Source organism: Nitratireductor sp. J20-h4, from assembly GCF_056780505.1.
In genome coordinates this window covers 3,112,190-3,128,599 of the sequence record NZ_CM165557.1, presented here as the reverse complement: position 1 = coordinate 3,128,599, position 16,410 = coordinate 3,112,190, and the positions used below count along the sequence as shown (strand labels likewise).

Genomic DNA, 16,410 nt, shown 5'->3' with positions numbered 1-16,410 from the left:
ATCTGGCAACCGCGACGCCCGGTTGCGGACCGCGTCCTAGGTCCGGCCGGCGCGCAACTCCCGCGTCGCCGCCTCGTCCACGCCCTGTCCGTTCACGACCACGCCGTAGTCGGCGCGCGCCGAGGCGGCATCGATCAGGCCGTCGAGCACGTCGTCGAGAACGGCCTGCGGTGCACGTTCCAGCGGGTCGCCGTAGCCGCCGCCGCACGGGCCGTAGGCGGTGATGCGATCGCCCTTCGAAAGCTGCCGGTAGGGTAGCTTCGACGGCAGTTCGACAGTGGCGCCGCGCGACTGCACCAATTCGACCTTGGCCGGCGATCCGTCGGCGCCGCCCAGAAACCCCCAGGGATCGAAGCGCTGGCCGTCGCCCTCGATCGAGACCGCGCCGTCCTCGAGCAGTTCGAACGACCGGATCGAGCCGATGCCGCCACGCGAGGCGCCCGGGCCGGCAACGTTCTCGCGCAGTTCGTAGTTCAGCACCCGCAGGGGCAGATGCGATTCGATGTCCTCGATCGGATTGTTGCGCGTGTTGGCGTAGAGCGTGTCGACGGCGTCCATGCCGTCCTTGCCGTACCGGCCGCCATAGGCGCCTTCCATAATCTCCATATGGACCCAGGGTGCGTTGTTGGTGACACCGCTGAACGCCATCACCCGCAGATTGCCGATCCCGGCGCTGACCTGTTTTGGAACCGCCGGCGCGATCGCCTTCATCACGGTGTCGGCCACGGCGTTGCCGGGGCAGAAGCGTGCGATGACGGGAGCCGGGAAGGTCGGGTTGGCGAGGCAGCCTTGCGGCGCGTGGATCGTGATCGGCCGGGTCAGGCCGCTGTTTTGCGGGATCGCCCCGTAGACGTCGCTGTCGAGCAGGATGGAGCGCAGCGTCAGCCACACGGCACAGTCGACCGTGCCGACAAGTGGCATGTTGATCGGCTTGTTCGGGGTCTGCGGTGCGGTTCCGGTCAGGTCGACATGGATGTCGGAACCGGAGATCGTCAGCGTCACCTCGATCGGCAGGTCCTTCAGCGCGGGATCGGGGCTGTCGACATAACCGTCGATGAAGGTGCGGGCGTTGTAGCGTCCGTCGGGAATGTGCGCGATGGCGTCGCGCATCAGATTTTCGGAATAGTCGAGCAGGTCCTCGTAGGCGCCGGTGACCGTGTCGAGGCCGTACTGGTCGAGAAGCGCGGAGTAGCGCTCCGCGCCGATGCGGGCGGCGGCGACCTGGGCCTCCATATCGCCGACGACGAGATCGGCGATGCGGATGTTGCTGCGCAGGATCTGCCAGACCGGTTCCACCTTGCGGCCGTCCTCGTAGACGCGCACCGCCTTGAACTGGAGCCCTTCGGCGTAGGTGTCGACCGCGTCGACGATGCCGCAGCTTCCTGGCGTCAGCGCGCCGATGTCGAGATGGTGCGCCGTCGTCACCGAAAAGCCGGCGAGCTCCTGGTTGTGGAAGATCGGAACGGCGAAACCGACGTCGGGGCCGTGCGAGGCGCCGCCATAGGGGTCGTTGTGCATGAACACGTCGCCGGGTTTCACCCGGTCGCCGCGGTTTTCCAGTTCGCGCAGAATGCCGGCGATGTAGCCGGGGATCGGGCCGGACTGGAGCGGCGTGCTCATCGTGCATTCGCAAAGCTGGCGGCCGGTCGCGTCGGTCAGCGCGGCGCCGAAATCCTCGCTTTCGCGGATGATGCTCGAATAGCTCATGCGCATGAGCTTGTGGCCCATCTCGATGGCGATGTTTTCCAGCGCCCCGTGGATGACCGCTGCGAGGAAGGGGTCAACGCGTGTTTGCATCTTCTTATCCCCCTTCAAGTCTGGTTGTCGTGCGTCATGCGCACATTGCCGTGTCGGTCCGCCCAGTAGGTCCAGCCGGGCGGCACCACGGTCGTGGTATCGGTCTGAAGCAGGATCGCCGGGCCGGTGAACTTGCGCTCAACCGGCAGCGAGTTCCGCTCGATATGCGGCGTGTCGTGGGTTTCCAGCACGTCGTCGACGCGGAACACGCAGCGTCCGGCGCCGACCTGCTTCGGCTCCGACGACACGGCGTAGGCCGGCGGTTCGGCGAGCTTGTCCACCATGCCCAGGCCGCGCAGCTTCACCGTGACGATCTCGATCGGGCTCGCCTCGAAGGCGTGGCCGTATTCCTCGCGGTGGCGGTCGTGGAACGCCTGCCAGACCTGGTCGAGCGCGGCGTCGCTAAGAGGACCGTCCGGCACGTCGATCTTCAACTCGTATCCCTGGCCGACATAACGCAGATCGGCCTGGCGCAGCATCTTGATCTTGTCGGACGGCACCCGGTCGCGTGCGAAGATCGCGTCGAGTTCGCGCTCCATGTCGTCGAAGAGCGCCTGCAGCCGGGCGATGTCGAGCGCGCCCTTGACCGCGAACGCGGTTCTGAGCGCGTGGTATTCGAGATCGGCGGTCAGCAGGCCGACCGCGGAGGTGATGCCCGGATGCGGCGGGATCAGCACGTTTTTCATGTCGAGCATGGTCGCCACCTCGGCCGCGTGCAGCGGTCCGGCGCCGCCGAAGCCGCACAGGGTAAAGTCGCGCGGGTCGATGCCCTTTTGCACGGTGCGCGAACGAATGGCGTTGGCCATGTTGCTGTTCAGCACGGTGAGGGCGCCTTCCGCCGTCTCCTCGGGCGTGCGGCCGAGTTTTTCGGCGAGCTCGCCGATGACGCGCGCCGCGGCTTTCGCGTCGAGCCCCATGCGTCCGCCAAGGAAATTGTCGGCGACCAGCCGGCCGAGCACCAGGTTGGCGTCGGTGACGGTGGGAACGGTGCCGCCGCGTCCGTAGGCGGCAGGGCCTGGATCGGCGCCCGCGCTCTGCGGTCCGACGCGGAATGCCTTGCCGCGGTCGATATGGGCGATCGAGCCGCCGCCGGCGCCGACCGTGTGGATGTCGATCATCGGTAGCATCACCGGGAAATCGGCGATCTTGGCGCTGCGCGCGTCCGCTTCGGCCAGCCGCCCGTCGCGGATGATGCCGATATCGGCGCTGGTGCCGCCGATATCGAGCGTTACCAGCCGGTCGGTGCCAGCATGCGAGCCGACCCAGGCGCCGCCGCGCACGCCGGCGACCAGGCCGGACAGCAGCGTGGTCGCCGGGCGTTCGGCGATCATTTCGGGCGTCGCCAGCCCGCCGCTCGAGGTCATGACCCGCAATTCGCCGTGGACGCCGATCTCGCGCAGTTCGTCGGAGAGCCTGCTGACGTAGCGCCGCACTTTCGGTCCGATGAAGGCGGACATCGCCGCGGTGGTGAAGCGCTCAAACTCGCGAAACTGCGGCGAGACCTCGGCCGAAGTGGTCACGAACACGTCGGGCAGCGTGGCGCGCACGATCTCGGCGGCACGCTGTTCGTGCACCGGGTTGACGTAGGAAAACAGGAAGCCGACCAGGATGGCCTCGACGCCGGCCTCGCCCAGCTCACGCGCGGCCTTTGCGACGGCCTCCTCGTCGAGCGGAACGAGTTCGTTGCCCTTGGCGTCCAGCCGTCCGGCAACCGTCTTGCGAAAACGACGGCGGATCAGGGGGCGGCTTTGCCAGGGCAGGTCCTGCATGATCGAATAATGCTGGGGACGCTGGTGGCGACCGATATGGAGGATGTCGCGAAAACCCTCATTGGTGATCATGCCGGTCACCGCGCCGTCGTGGACGAGCATGGCGTTGGTGCCGACCGTGGTGCCGTGGAAGATCGCGTCGATGCGGCCCGGTTCGGTGCCGGTGAGTTCGCAAATACCCCTGACGCCGTTGATCACCCCTTCGGCCGGATCGCTCGGCGTCGAGGGCGTCTTGTGGATGGTGACGTCACCCTTCGCCAGATCCGCCAGGATCAGATCGGTAAACGTTCCGCCGACGTCGACGCCCAGTGCAATCATTCCTACCTCCACGAGACCAGGAGGCAACATTGATCCATTTGGATTGAAATGGCAAGTTGAATCCAAATGGGTTTAAGAGTTAGGACCGATCCACGGCAACGGAGGCTGACCGGACGTGAGCGCGGACAAACTGCTTGAGACCATTTTTGCCGGAGATCTGCGCGAGCTGATGGTGATCAGCTACATCGTGCTGGGCAACAACGCCGTCACAACCCGCTATATCGAACGCAGGTTCCGGATGCCGGTGCAGGCCTGGTCGGCGCTTTACGCGATCGACAAATTTCCCGGCATTCGCGCCAAGGAGATCCGCCACCTCTTCCCGCGCCCGCAAAACACGATCAGCCGCGCGGTCTCGCTGCTCGAGGCGCGGGGCTTCATCGTGCAGAACCCGTCCGATTCCGACGGCCGCGAGAAGCGCCTGTTTGCCACGGAGGCCGGCACGGCGGTGCTTGCCGACTTGATCGAGGTTTCGCGCCAGCGCCAGGAGGAACTGCTCGGGCCGCTGTCGGGCGAGGAGCGGGCCGTGTTCTTCGAACTGGCGCGCAAGATCGCGACCGGGCCCGACCTGCTGCGTTCGGCGGTAATGCGGTCCTGAGGTCTTTCCGCGCGCGGGCCGCGCCGGCCGGCGGGACGACAAGTGGGGCTTGCCGGCCCCGGGCCTTCAGTCGGCGCGGGCCGGCCCGGTGCTGTCCCTGACATGCATCCTGCAATCGAGATAGACGATCTGCGGCGGCTGCCCCGGATCCTCGATCCGGGCCTTCATGATCTCGATCAGGGCTTTGGCGCCGTCCTCGTGGGTACCCCCGACCATGGTAAACAGGCCCAGATGCTCGGTGGCGACGTCGGGATGGCCCAGTATGACGACGCTGAGCTCGCCGGGGACGTCGATTTGCATCTCGCGCAGGACCTCGCGAATCCCCATGCAGTCGGAAAAGCCGATGAAGATCAGAGCGGTCGGCATGGATTGCGTCTCGTCCGCGCGCAACCGCGCAAGCGCTCTTTCGAGTGCCGTCGCGACGCCCTGGGTCGGATGCTTCATCCCTTCCAGGACCACCAGCCGGCCGTCGACCTCCTGGCCCCGCCAGCGGCTCATGCGGGCGAAATAGCGCCGCCCGCCCAGAATCGGCTGGGCCGAGCTGTCGAGAGAAACCAGCGTGATGCGCCGGTGACCGAGACCGGTCAGGTGCTCGAGCGCGTGGTCGAGCGCCTCTTCCCAGTCGATGCCCATGCGGTCGATGTCGACGCCCGAAACGGTGTGGCCGTCGACCACCAGCGCGCGCGTCTTGCTCTGCAGCATGGCGAGCAGACGAACCGGAATCACCTCGTAATGCGATTGCAGGATCACCGCGTCGAAGGTCGGGATCGATTTCAGGATGTCGAGCAGGTGGTCGGTGTCGTGGTAGGACATCTGCACGACCTTGCCGCCGTCGGCGCTGACGACCTCGACGATCCGGTTTTGTACCAGCGAGCAACGCTCGTTCATGCTTGAATTGGCGAGGATCAGAAGGCTGCCAAGCCCGCCCCGTCGGGCGGGCGCGGCCGTGACGGCGGTGCGGGACGCGGCGCGGGCATGCGGCTTGACGACGAACGATCCGCGGCCGACCTGCGAACTGATCAGCCCCATGGCGCGTAATCGCGCGAAAGCCTCCTGCACGGTGGCCTGGCCGACGCCGTGCCGGGCCATCAGCTCGCGCACGGTCGGCAGGCGTGCGCCATCGTCGGCAGCCTCGATCAGCTCGATGAGCGATTGCGCGATCATGTCCGGGGAACCTGCCCGCAATGGTCGTCTCCTTTTGTCTGATAGTTACATTGCCGAATACAATCTTGCAAGTCGGCCGATCGCTGCACCGAATGGCGAATTCGAAAAATCGAATTCTCTCAAAGAATAGCTAATTTTCAATAGCTTGCATGTTTTGAGATACAAAAAATACAAAAATTGTATCCTCGGCCTTTACAATCGTATTGTATCTGTGATTGCATTTGCCGGTGACAGGCTGGGTGGTCCGGGGAGGAAGATGTGACTGTCGGACGTAAAGGGCATTCGCAGACGGGAGAGGACGCATCGGCTCGGGCCGGGGTGGGGCCGTCTTCGGCGAACGCCATCCAGATTTCGAACGTCACCAAATCCTTCGGCGCGCCCGGGCATGGCCCGACCGTGCTGCAGAATATCGATCTGGCCGTGCGTGAGAACGAATTCGTTTCGCTGGTCGGTCGCAGCGGCTGCGGCAAGACCACCTTGCTCAACATCATCGCCGGGCTGGAGCGCCCGACCTCAGGCACGGTCGAGATCCACGGCCGCGAGGTGCGCGGACCGGGCCAGGGCCAGGGCGTCGTTTTCCAGCAGCATGCGCTGTTTCCGTGGATGACGGCGCGCAAGAACGTCGCTTTCGGCTTTCGCGACAAGTCGCTTTCCAAATCGGACAAGGAGGAGCGGGCCCGCGAATTGCTGCAACTGGTTGGATTGTCGGCGGCGGCCGATAAATATCCGCGCGAGATGTCGGGCGGCATGCAGCAGCGTGTTGCGATCGCCCGCGCGCTGGCGCTGGACCCGGAAATCCTGCTGATGGACGAGCCGTTCGGCGCCCTGGACGAATTGACCCGCATCGAATTGCAGCAGGAGCTGCTGCGGATCTGGGAGGCGCGCAAGAAAACCGTCGTGTTCGTCACGCATTCGATCAACGAGGCGCTGGTGCTGTCGGACCGCGTCATCCTGCTGGCGCCGCATCCCGGCCGCATCGAGCGCGACCTGGCGATCGACCTGCCGCGCCCGCGCCCGCGCACCGATCCGCGCTTCGTTGCCCTGCACGAGGAGATCTGGAAGGGCCTGTCGTCATGAGGGGCCGCCTCGTTCTCCAATATGCGATGTCGGCCGCCGTCATTATCGGCGCGATCGGATTGTGGGAGCTCGGCGTTAAGACCGGTTATCTGAAGGCCTACCAGTTTCCGCCGGCCAGCAAGATCGCCGAAGGTTTCGTCGAGATCGCGACGACCGGCTTTCCGACCGGCATCACCATCTGGTCGCACGTTCTGACGACCGTCACGCGCATCCTGCAAGGTTATCTGGCGGCGATCGCGCTGGCGGTTCCCGTCGGGCTTGTGATCGGCGCCTTTCCGCTCCTCAACAAGGCGCTCGAACCGTTGATCGTGTTTTGCCGGTCGATTGCCACGCTCAGCCTGCTGCCGCTGGTCATCGTCTGGTTCGGGGCCGGCGAGCTGACCAAGGTGATCCTGATCGCCTATGGCTGCTTCTGGGTCATGCTGTCCAACGTGATCGCCGCCGTCGTCTATGTCGATCCCGTGCTGATCAGGGCCGGCCGCTCATTCGGCCTCAAGGGCGTCGCGCTTTATCGCGAGATCGTGCTACCGGCGGCATTGCCGCGCATGTTCGCCGGCGCGCGCATGGCGCTCGGTGTCGGCTTCATGGTCATCGTCGGCGCCGAGATGATCGGCACGATCGAGGGGCTCGGCGCGCTGATCATGGAGGCGCGCACCTTCTACCGCAGCGAAATCACCATTATCGGCATGCTTGTGATCGGCGTGCTGGGTTTCGTGATCTCGACCGGCCTGGCCGCGCTCGAGCGCATGCTTTTGCCCTGGGGTTCGACGCTGGAGGGCGCGCGCACATGAGCCGGGATCGCCTGACCAATATCGCCCTGCCGCTGATCGGCACGCTGATCGTGGTTGGCGCCTGGGAAACGGCGTCGCAGCTGGGTGCGATCGATCCGCGCGTCTTTCCCGGGCCGATCACGGCAATAATCGAGGCCTCCGGCCGGCTGTCGGCCGACACTGTCGGCGAACACATGGCCTGGAGCCTGTTTCGGGTGTTTTCCGGCTTTGCGATCGGCGTTGCCGCCGGCATTGCGGTCGGTGTTCTCGCCGGCTGGTACCGCTGGTTCGGCCTGATCGCCCGACCGCTGATCGAATTGCTGCGTCCGATTCCGCCTTTGGCCTGGATCCCGCTGGCGATCATCTGGTTCGGTCTGGGCGAGCCGTCGAAATTCTTCATCATCTTTCTGGGCGCATTCTTTCCCGTCGTCACCGCCACCTATCACGGCGTCACCAATGTCGACCCGATCCTGGTGCGCGCGGCGCGCACGTTCGGCGTGCACGGCTGGTCGCTGCTTGCCCGCATCGTCCTGCCGGCCGCCGCGCCCGATCTTGCGACCGGCATCCGCATCGGCTGGGGGCTGAGCTTCGGGGTGCTGGTCGCCGCCGAGCTGATCGCCGCCGATCGCGGGCTTGGTTACATGATCATGAACGAGCGCAACACCGGCGGTTCGGTCAGTGTCATCATCGTCGGCATTCTCTTGATCGGGTTTCTCAATCTGCTCACCGACGCCGTCATAGGCAGCGCGATCCAGCGATGGATCGGACGCTGGCACGGCAGCGGCGTGTAGGGACTGCGCAAGACACAATCAACAGAGGGAGACTAGTCATGATGAAACGATTGAAGGGTGCGGCGCTGGCCGCGCTCATGGCGACCTTCGCCGGCAACGCCTCGGCTGCGGACGTGGAAACCGATACGCTGTCGATCAGCATCGGCGTGGACCTGCCGTTCCTGGTCCATGTCGTGGCCAAGGAAAAGGGCTGGCTCGCCGAGGCCGGCTTCACCAATGTCGAATTCAAGAAGTTCCAGTCGGGCAATCTTGCCGGCGAGGCGCTGCTGGCCGGCGAAATCCAGCTTTGGACGCCCGGCAACCTGCCGCCGATCGCCATGGCCCATAACGGCGTGCCGGTCGTCATCCTGGGCAGCAACGCGGTCAGCCACGGTCTGGAAAAGATCGTGGTGCGCAAGGACGCCAATGTCGAAAAGCCGGAGGATCTCTACAACGTCAAGCTCGGCCTGCTGGTCAGCTCGACCTCGGGCGCGCTGCTGGGCAATGTCGCCGAGCATTACGGTCTCGACTTCAATAAGATCCAGGCGGTCAACCTGGCTCCGCCGGAGGCGATGGCCAGCCTCGCCAACAACGAGATCCAGGGCATCGTGTTCTGGGAGCCGTGGCCGTATCGCGCGCTGACCGAGCTCGACACCGAGGTCGTGCACACCGGCACGGTGAGCGGCTTCGCGCAGAATGACGGCGAAAAAGTTCAGGTTTCCAACAACCGCACCGTTTGGGTCGCCTCGCAGGACTGGGTTAGAAACAATCCCAACGCGACCAAGGCGCTCGTCGAGGTCCTGGTGCGCACGCAAAACTATGTCAGCGACCCGGCCAATCGCGACGAGGTGCTGAAGATCTTCTCCGACTTCCAGGAGCAGCCGCTGGAGATGAACCAGGCGCTGCTGTCGAACTACACGTTCGACGCTTCGATCGACGAGACCTATGTCGAGGACATGGCGGCGATCGCTGACTTCCTGGAAGCCACCAACAGGATCAAGGACCGGCGCGACGCGCTGACCTTCACCTATTCCGAGCCGCTGGCTGCCGCCGACAGCGCGCTCGTGTCCGTCGAGGGCCAGTGGAAGCCCTGACGCTCCTCCCAGGCGCCCCGGTTTTTCCGGGGCGCCGCCACCAGGCTACGTTGCAACTGCAATCTGGAGACCGATCGACATGGTCAGCCCGGCCAAACCCCGCATCGCGATCCTCGGCGCGGGTTTCATCAGCGATTATCACGTCCGCGGCCTGACGGCGGCCGGCGATGTCGCGATCGCGTGCCTGGTCGGCCGCGACCTGGCGCGAACCCGTGCGCGCGCCGCCGAATTCGGCATCGAGAACGCGGCGACCGAACTGGCCGCGGTACTTGCCGATCCCGGCATTGACGGCGTGGTGGTCGCAACGCCGGACGGGCTGCATCGCGATCACGCCATCGCTGCCCTGTCGCAGGGCAAGGCGGTGCTTTTGCAGAAGCCGATGGCGCTCGACACGGCGCAATGCGCCGAGATCATCGCCGCGTCGGAGGCTTCCGGCGCGCCGCTGACCGTCAGCTTCATGCATCGTTATTTCCCGGAGGTGCGCTGGCTCAAGCGCCTGCTCGATGAGGGCGCGCTCGGCCGGGTCCATTCGGTGCGCATCCGCAACGCCACGCCCGGCGCCGACTGGGCGGACTGGTTCTATTCGCCGGAAAACGTTTCCGGCGGCGTGGTCATGCAGCTCGGCGTGCACGGCATCGATCTGTGCGCCCATCTGTTCGGTCCGATCGCCGAGGTGACGGCCAGCCTGGCAACGGCCTGGCCGAACCGCCGGCTGGCGGACGGGCGCACGGTGACCACCGCGCTGGAGGACAACGTCGTGGCGAGCTACACGCTCGCAAACGGCGCGCTGGTCAGCCACGAGATGAGTTATACCGAGATCGCCGGCTGCGACCGGTTCCGCCTCGAACTCTACGCCGACAAGGGCACGGTCTGGCTTCGCAGCGAACGCGGACCGGCGGCGATCTACGCACCCGAGATAACCGGGCAGGACGGCTGGGTGAACCCGCCGCTTGCCGACGAGGCACCGGGGGCGGCGCATCACCGGCACTGGCTCGACATCGTGCGCGGGCAGGCGCGCCCCGACGACAGTGCGGCCGCCGGCCTGGCCTCGATCCTTGTCGCCGAGGCGATCTATCGCGCCGCCGGCGCGGCGCGGCGGGTCGCGGTCGCCCACCCAACGCCCAAGGAGCACGAGGTCAAATGACCCAGCCGATCCGCATCGCCCTTCTGGGCGTTCAGCACTATCACGCCAATTTCTGGACCAAGGCGATCTTGGCCAGAAAGGACGCCGCCATGGCCGGCATCTGGGACAGCGACCCCGCGCTGGCCGAAAAGTTCGCCAACGCCTACGCCCTCACCGTCTTCGGCGACCGGCAGGCGCTGCTGCAGGAATGCGACGCGGTCGCGATCTGCTCGACCACGATCGAGCACAGGGAACTGATCGCGGCGGCCATCGATGCCGGCAAGCCGATCCTGTGCGAAAAGCCGCTTTCGGTGAATGTGCGCGAGGGGCTCGAGATCTGCCGCATGCTGGCTGCTTCGCCGGTGCCGTTCATGCAGGGTTTCCCCAAGCGGTTCGACCCGGTGAGCGAAGCCGTGCGCAAGATCGTGTCCGCCGGCGATCTCGGCACGGTCACGCTGTGCCGCATACGGCACGGCCACAGCCACGGGCTGAGCGACGATTTTTGCAAGGCCTGGTTCGTCGACCCGGAAAAATCCGGCGGCGGGACCCTGCTCGACGAGGGGGTGCACGCGGCCGACCTGCTGCGACTGTTGTTCGGTGAGCCGGAGCGGGCTTTCGCCGCCCTGTCGGCGCACACGCTGGGCCTGCCGGTCGAGGATACGGCGCTGGCGACGTTCTCCTATCGATCGGGCCTGCTGGCGGAGGTCGCGACAAGCTGGTGTTTCGCCGCCGCCGATCATTCGATCGAGATCTATGGCACGGGCGGCACCGTGCTGGTCAGCGGCGTCGACATCGCCTCGCGGCCAACGCGCGAGGAGGCGTTTTTGCAGGTCTTCCGCCGCGACGGAACCACGCGCGGCTGGCAGGTTTCCGACATCGTGCCGCATTTCAAGACCGGCGTGTTCCACGAACATGTCGCCTGGGCCTTCATCGACGCGCTTGTCAGCGGCGCCGCGATGCCGACCGGCGTGCGGGACGGGCTCTACGCCTCCGCGATGATCGAGGCTGCCTACAAGGCGGCCCGGCAGGGGCGGATGATGCCGATCGACTATCCAAAGGTCGGGCCGTGACCTGGATGGCGCGCGAAATCGGCGCCGTGCCCGGCGTGGTCGAGCGCCAGCTTGCCGCGGCGATGGATGACTATCTGGAGACCGGCCGCATGCTCAAGCGGCGCGCGCCGGCCTGTGTCGTGACCTGCGCCCGCGGCAGTTCCGATCACGCGGCGACTTATTTCAAATATCTCGTTGAGACCCGGATCGGCATTCCGGTCGGCTCGATGGGCCCCTCGGTCGCCTCGATCTACGCGACACCGCTGAAAATGGCCGATGTGCCGCTCGTCAGCATTTCGCAATCAGGTGCCAGCACCGACATAGTCGCCCTTCAGCAAGCCGCGCGCGCCGGCGGCGCGCCGACGCTCGCCCTCACCAATACGGCAAGTTCGACGCTGGCCCGGCAGGCGGAATTCTGCCTGGCGCTGCATGCCGGCGAGGAACGGGCGGTGGCGGCCACCAAGACCTTCGTGACATCGCTGGTCGCGCTGGCCGCGCTCGTCGCCGGCTGGCTCGACGATGCCGAACTCGCCGCCGCCATCCGCGAATTGCCGGCCAGTCTTGCCAGGGCCGCCGCCACGGACTGGTCGGCGGCCCTGGCGCCGTTTTCGGCCGGTGGCAGTCTTTACATGGTGGCGCGCGGGCCGGGCTTCGCGATCGCCTGCGAGGCCGCGCTCAAGCTCAAGGAAACCTGCCGGCTGCATGCCGAGGCCTATAGCGCGGCCGAACTTTGCCACGGGCCGATCGAGCTGGCGGGAGACGATCTGGCCGCGCTGGTGTTTGCGGCCCGCGACCGGTCCGCCGCCAGCATCGGCGAGGCGGTGCGCGCCCTGCGACAGGCCGGCGCTGCCGTGTTCGTCGCCGGACCGCGTGAGGCGCTGCCGACGGTCGATGCCGGTCACGTGCTGCTCGACCCGATCTGCCAGGTGGTGAGTTTTTACCGGTTCGCCGAGCAATTGTCGGTGCTGCTGGGGCGCGATCCCGACCGGCCGGCCAGGCTTGCCAAAGTGACGGTGACGACATGAGGGCGCTGGCCTGCGATCTCGGCGGAACGAATGTACGCTTCGGGCTCGGCACCGACGGCCGCCTCGACCCCGAATCGGTCGTACAGCTCCCGAACGACCGGTTCTCCAGCTTCGGTGCGGCGTTGAAACACTATCTCGGCCAGGCCCGGGTCGGCGGGCTCGACCGCGCCGTCGTGGCACTGGCCGCCCCGATCGACGGCGACACGATAAGGTTGACCAATCGCGACTGGACGATCGCGCGCGCCGAAATCGCTGAAATCGCCGGCACTGGCGACGTCGTGCTGATCAACGATTTCGTCGCGCTCGGTGCGGCCTTGTCGCGGGCCGAGGCGTTGGCCACAAGGCCGGTCCTCCCGGGTACCGCGGAGGAGGGTGTCAAGCTGGTGCTCGGCGCCGGCACCGGCTTCAATGCCAGCGCACTGATCGAGGGCGGCCATGTGCTCGCAGCCGAGATCGGCCACACCGGCTTTGCGCCCGAGCCGGGGCTGGAGATGGAGCTGCGCGACCATTTCGCCGGCCGCTTCGGCCGCTGCTCGCTCGACCGCGTGTTGTCGGGCTCCGGCCTCGTCGCGCTCTACCGGGTGGCCTGCGACCGCTCCGGCCGGGCGACGGCGCTCGGCGATGCGGCGGCGGTGACGGCCGAAGGCGCGGCCGGTCGCGACGCCGACGCGGTTCTCGCCTGCGGCACGCTCGCCGGCATGCTCGGGCGGACGGCCGGCGATCTGGCGCTCACTTTCCTGCCGCGCGGCGGCATCTATTTGACCGGCGGCGTGACGCGCGCACTGGCGCCGTTCATCCAGGGCGCCGACAGTCCGTTCGCACGCGCCTTCCTTGCCAAGGGGCGGATGCGCGAGCTGATGCAGGGTTTCGCGCTCGACCTGGTGGTGGACGACAGCGCCGCCCTGGTCGGCTGCCTCGCCTGGCCAGACCTTCTCAGCAACAATGTCCGCGGCGCCTGCGCCGCCGGGCCGACCTGACCGGCGGAGGACCGTTTTGCCGACACAACCGCTTCCCGATCGCCTGATGCCGCTTGCCGCGGCTGCCGGCCTGCGTCCGCTTTATGGCGACCTGCACAATCACTGCAATCTGTCCTACGGGCATGGCGAGCTCGAGACGGCGCTGGAAAACGCTCGCAGACAGCTCGACTTCGTCTCGATCACCGGCCATGCCTACTGGCCCGACATGCCGGTCGATGATCCGCGCGTTGCCCATATCGTCGATTTCCACGTCAAGGGTTTTTCGCGGCTCGAGCAGTCCTGGCCGGCGCATTTCGACACGCTGGCCGCGTTTAACGATCCCGGTCGTTTCACCGTGTTTCCGGGCTACGAGATCCATTCCTGCGCGCATGGCGACTATACGATCGTGCTGCGCGATCTCGACCAGCGCGAGATCCTCAAGGCCGACGATCCGCGTACGCTGCTGGAGCGGCTGCGCGGCCGTTACGGCGCGCGCGCCTTCGCCTTCCCGCACCATATCGGCTACCGGACCGGGGCGCGGGGCATCAACTGGTCGAGCTTCGAGGAGGATCTGTCGCCGGTGTTGGAAATGATCTCCATGCACGGTTGCGCGGAGACCTCGCTGACCGACCGGCCGTTCCTGCATTCGATGGGGCCGTGCGACGGCGCCAACACGGTCCATGCCGGCCTCAATGACGGCCATCTCTTCGGCGTGCTGGGGAATACCGATCATCACAGCGGCTTTCCCGGCTCCTACGGCCATGGCCGCTCGGCCGTCTACGTGGCCGAAAACAGTCCCGAGGCGCTGTGGCAAAGCCTGTTTGCGCGCCGCACCAATGCGCTGACCGGCGACAACGCGCATTTGTTCTTCTCGGTCGGCGGCGCGATGCAGGGCGACGTGGTGGCGCCGGCAAGCCGGGCGGAGATGGCGATCGAGGCGGTCGGCGGCAGCTTCATCGACCAGATCGACATCGTCAGGAACGGCGCGGTTTTCGAACGGATCACGCCGGCGTTGCGCCCGTCGGCCGTGGCGAGCGATCCGCATGTTCTGGAAACGCTGCTCGTGCTTGAACTTGGCTGGGGCGCCCGCGGCAGCCATCACGACTGGGACGGCGTTCTCAAACTCGAGAACGGCGAGATCCTGGCCGTGGAACCGCGCCTGCGCGGCCCCGAGATCGTCTCGCCGCTGGAGGCGAGCGCGCCGGTGCCGCACGAAAGCCGGATCGTTCAGGACGGCAACGCGGTTGCCTTTTCGCTGCGCGCCCACGCCAATCCGAACAATTTCACCGCCACCACGCAGGCGATCGCGGCGCGGGTGCGGTTGCGGCCGGGGGCGCGGATCGTCGCCGACCTGTCCGGCGAGCATGTGTCGCTCGATGTCGAGCGTCTCTTGAAAGGGGCCGTGTCGGGCAATATCGGCCCGATCGATTCGCCCGCGTTCCGGTTTCATCCGCTGCCCAGGCCGCAGCAATGGCAATGGACGGGCACGGTGCCGCTCGGCCAGCTGCGGCGCGGGGAATGGCTGATGGCGCGTATGCGCCAGGCCAACGGTCAATCGGCCTGGACGAGCCCGGTTTTTTGCCGATAACGCCGTTCGCCTGCGGCCGTAACCTGTGCCGTTTCAGGTTTCAGACCGAGCCGTCCAGCGTTGCCAGAAGGGCGGCGACCAGGCGCGCCCTTTCGGCCAGGCTTTCCGTCACGATATATTCTTCCAGCGTGTGAGGGCCGTCTCCGCGCGCGCCGAGCCCGTCGAGGGTGGCGATGGCCATCGCGCCGGTGAAATTGCCGTCCGAACCGCCGCCCGAATCCTGATGCGGAATCTCCAGGCCGATTGCCTGCGCCAGACGCGCCGCATGTTCGTAAAGCGACCATGAGGCCGGGCTTGCGGTCCATACAGGCCTTACGACGTCGCGTCTGACGATCACCTGGGCGTCCCCGCCGACCGGCTTCAGGCTCTCCATCCGGGCGATTGCTTCGGCCAGTTTCTCGTCGGTGGTGGCCGATACCAGCGCCTTGGCCTTGCAGGTCGTCGACACGCAGTTCGACCAGCGGCCGCCCTGGACGACACCGACGCTGTAGCCGGTTTCGGCATCTGTCATCGCTTCCACGACGATGATCTGGTGCGCCATCTCGCGGATCGCCGATACACCTTCGCCGAGCCGCAGTCCCGCATGGCTCGGCCGGCCGCGCGTCTCGATATCGAAGCGGGCGATCGCGTAGCGGCCGGTCACGACGCCGCCGTTGCGGCGCGCCGGTTCGGGCACAAGCACGTAGCGGTGCCGGGCCGCCTCGGCTTCGATCAGCGCGCGGGTGCTCGGGCTGCCCACCTCCTCGTCGCTGGTGAACAACACGGTGACGGGCAGCGGCGTCTGGTGGCCGATGCGCATCATTTGGCCGATTGCCTCAAGCGCCAGAAAGTTGCCCGCCTTCATGTCGAGCACGCCGGGTCCGTAGCAGCGCCCGTCCTGCTCGCGCCATGCGAAATGCTCGATCGTGCCGAGAGGATGAACGGTGTCCAAGTGTCCCAAGACCAGGATGCCGGGCCGTCCGGCCTGGGAATGGGGAAAGCTGGCCTTGACGCAGTCACCGAAGCCGCGCGTTCCCGGAATGCGCTGGACGACCGCGCCCAGGAGCGCCAGGTCGTGGGCGGCAAGGTTCATCATCCGGTTCACGGCGTCGCGCTCGTAGGTCGGACTTTCTGTCTCGACCCAGGTGCGCAGACCTGCTGCCATCCGGCCGCTGTCGAATGCGAGTCTCGTGACATCGAGACCGTCGAAATCGTTAGATTGCATCGTTTGCGTATCGCTCTGCAATGTGTTTAAATCGACGCTATCATAAGTCGAGATTTTCACGGCGGTCAAACCATCCCGCAACAGGATCGCGCTATATCCGCAAATCGCTCG

At 66.3% G+C, this 16,410-nt stretch carries 14 protein-coding genes; 10 read left to right on the top strand and 4 right to left on the bottom strand.

From position 1 onward, the window contains the following. Nucleotides 1–36 precede the first annotated feature (36 nt). Together ACT2B0_RS15130 and ACT2B0_RS15125 are read right to left on the bottom strand one after the other, a co-directional pair. On the bottom strand, nucleotides 37–1,797 hold the full coding sequence (locus ACT2B0_RS15130; RefSeq protein ID WP_473458836.1) for a hydantoinase B/oxoprolinase family protein: 1,761 nt from the start codon (nucleotides 1,795–1,797) through the stop codon (nucleotides 37–39). Nucleotides 1,798–1,811: 14 nt separating this feature from the next. Next, entirely contained in the window at nucleotides 1,812–3,884 is a 2,073-nt protein-coding gene (locus tag ACT2B0_RS15125; protein WP_473458834.1) for a hydantoinase/oxoprolinase family protein, read from the bottom strand. Between the two features lie 115 nt (nucleotides 3,885–3,999). Between ACT2B0_RS15125 and ACT2B0_RS15120 the strand changes: the two genes are divergently transcribed. Continuing rightward, nucleotides 4,000–4,479, top strand: a complete 480-nt coding sequence (locus tag ACT2B0_RS15120; protein WP_348414204.1) for a MarR family winged helix-turn-helix transcriptional regulator — start codon at nucleotides 4,000–4,002, stop codon at nucleotides 4,477–4,479. 66 nt (nucleotides 4,480–4,545) lie between these two features. Here ACT2B0_RS15120 and ACT2B0_RS15115 read toward each other — a convergent pair whose 3' ends face one another. Further along, nucleotides 4,546–5,664 (bottom strand): substrate-binding domain-containing protein, encoded by a 1,119-nt coding sequence (locus ACT2B0_RS15115; protein WP_473458832.1) that lies wholly within the window; start codon nucleotides 5,662–5,664, stop codon nucleotides 4,546–4,548. Between the two features lie 237 nt (nucleotides 5,665–5,901). Between ACT2B0_RS15115 and ACT2B0_RS15110 the strand changes: the two genes are divergently transcribed. From ACT2B0_RS15110 to ACT2B0_RS15070, 9 genes are all read left to right on the top strand, one after another. Continuing rightward, the gene (locus ACT2B0_RS15110; protein ID WP_473458830.1) at nucleotides 5,902–6,720 is read left to right on the top strand and encodes an ABC transporter ATP-binding protein; all 819 of its coding nucleotides are present in this window, start codon (nucleotides 5,902–5,904) and stop codon (nucleotides 6,718–6,720) included. Continuing rightward, nucleotides 6,717–7,511: an ABC transporter permease gene (locus ACT2B0_RS15105; protein WP_473458828.1), complete on the top strand. Its 795-nt coding sequence runs from the start codon at nucleotides 6,717–6,719 to the stop codon at nucleotides 7,509–7,511. Before ACT2B0_RS15110 ends, ACT2B0_RS15105 begins: the two co-directional genes overlap by 4 nt. Then, nucleotides 7,508–8,281, top strand: coding sequence for an ABC transporter permease (locus ACT2B0_RS15100; protein ID WP_473458826.1), 774 nt, complete (start codon nucleotides 7,508–7,510; stop codon nucleotides 8,279–8,281). The genes ACT2B0_RS15105 and ACT2B0_RS15100 overlap by 4 nt, the downstream gene beginning before the upstream one ends. A gap of 38 nt (nucleotides 8,282–8,319) precedes the next feature. Continuing rightward, entirely contained in the window at nucleotides 8,320–9,354 is a 1,035-nt protein-coding gene (locus tag ACT2B0_RS15095) for an ABC transporter substrate-binding protein (protein WP_473458824.1), read from the top strand. A 79-nt stretch (nucleotides 9,355–9,433) separates the two neighbouring features. Continuing rightward, nucleotides 9,434–10,498 (top strand): Gfo/Idh/MocA family protein, encoded by a 1,065-nt coding sequence (locus ACT2B0_RS15090; protein ID WP_473458822.1) that lies wholly within the window; start codon nucleotides 9,434–9,436, stop codon nucleotides 10,496–10,498. Then, a complete protein-coding gene (locus ACT2B0_RS15085; RefSeq protein WP_473458820.1) occupies nucleotides 10,495–11,547 on the top strand; it encodes a Gfo/Idh/MocA family protein in 1,053 nt (350 codons plus the stop codon). The genes ACT2B0_RS15090 and ACT2B0_RS15085 overlap by 4 nt, the downstream gene beginning before the upstream one ends. Nucleotides 11,548–11,552: 5 nt before the next feature. Next, nucleotides 11,553–12,551 carry an SIS domain-containing protein gene (locus ACT2B0_RS15080; protein WP_473458818.1) on the top strand — a complete coding sequence of 333 codons (999 nt, stop codon included), beginning with the start codon at nucleotides 11,553–11,555 and terminating at the stop codon, nucleotides 12,549–12,551. Continuing rightward, nucleotides 12,548–13,528 (top strand): glucokinase, encoded by a 981-nt coding sequence (locus ACT2B0_RS15075; protein WP_348414213.1) that lies wholly within the window; start codon nucleotides 12,548–12,550, stop codon nucleotides 13,526–13,528. The genes ACT2B0_RS15080 and ACT2B0_RS15075 overlap by 4 nt, the downstream gene beginning before the upstream one ends. Before the next feature lie 16 nt (nucleotides 13,529–13,544). Further along, a complete protein-coding gene (locus ACT2B0_RS15070; RefSeq protein WP_473458816.1) occupies nucleotides 13,545–15,095 on the top strand; it encodes a CehA/McbA family metallohydrolase domain-containing protein in 1,551 nt (516 codons plus the stop codon). Between the two features lie 40 nt (nucleotides 15,096–15,135). On the opposite strand, the gene ACT2B0_RS15065 is transcribed toward ACT2B0_RS15070, so the two are convergent. Beyond that, entirely contained in the window at nucleotides 15,136–16,299 is a 1,164-nt protein-coding gene (locus ACT2B0_RS15065; protein ID WP_473466019.1) for a M20/M25/M40 family metallo-hydrolase, read from the bottom strand. Nucleotides 16,300–16,410: the final 111 nt, after the last annotated feature.